This window comes from Actinomadura sp. B10D3 (assembly GCF_039871695.1).
Taxonomy (GTDB): domain Bacteria; phylum Actinomycetota; class Actinomycetes; order Streptosporangiales; family Streptosporangiaceae; genus Spirillospora; species Spirillospora madurae.
This window is the reverse complement of record NZ_JBDPLY010000110.1, coordinates 1-559: the sequence shown is the minus strand read 5'-3', so window position 1 is coordinate 559 and position 559 is coordinate 1. Positions and strand designations below refer to the sequence as shown.

Annotated in this window: 1 protein-coding gene; it reads right to left on the bottom strand. The window is 67.6% G+C overall.

Annotated elements, in window-relative coordinates; genetic code table 11:
* On the bottom strand, nucleotides 1-371 hold a 371-nt coding region (locus ABGB11_RS42485; RefSeq protein ID WP_347641383.1), incomplete at its 3' end, for a helix-turn-helix domain-containing protein.
* Between the last annotated feature and the right edge of the window lie 188 nt (nucleotides 372-559).

Genomic DNA, 559 nt, shown 5'->3' with positions numbered 1-559 from the left:
CCGCTCTCGGCCGCCATCGACGCCCGGGACCAGTGCGTCGCCCCGGCCGGCGTCCGCTCCAGCGTGGCCACCACGACCTGCTCGACCTGCTCGTCGGTGATCTTCCGCGGGGCACCCGGCCGTGGCTTGTCCGCCAAGCCCTCCAACCGCCGCTCGACGAACCGGCGCCGCCACTTACCCACCGTCTGCGGCCAGATCCCCAGCTCGGCGGCCACTTCCTGGTTCGTCTTGCCGTCCGCACAGCCCAGCACGATCCGGCACCGCTGCGCCAGCGCCTGCGACGACTTGGCCCGCCGCGCCCAGCGCACCAGCGTCTCGCGCTCCTCATCGGTCAGCGTCACCTCGGCCACCGGTCGACCCTTGCGCACCATAGGCCCCAAACTACACTTCTTCAACGAATTTCAGGCGCAGGACACTAGCCGACGCAAGGCATGAGGGGCCCCGAAGACTTCGGACAGCTCTATTTGCGGTTACTTCACGCTGCGAGCTGCTGTTCTAGGTGCTCTGCATAGACCTGGTTCGGGGTCTTATAGCCGAGTCCTGAGTGGCGTCTGCGAGA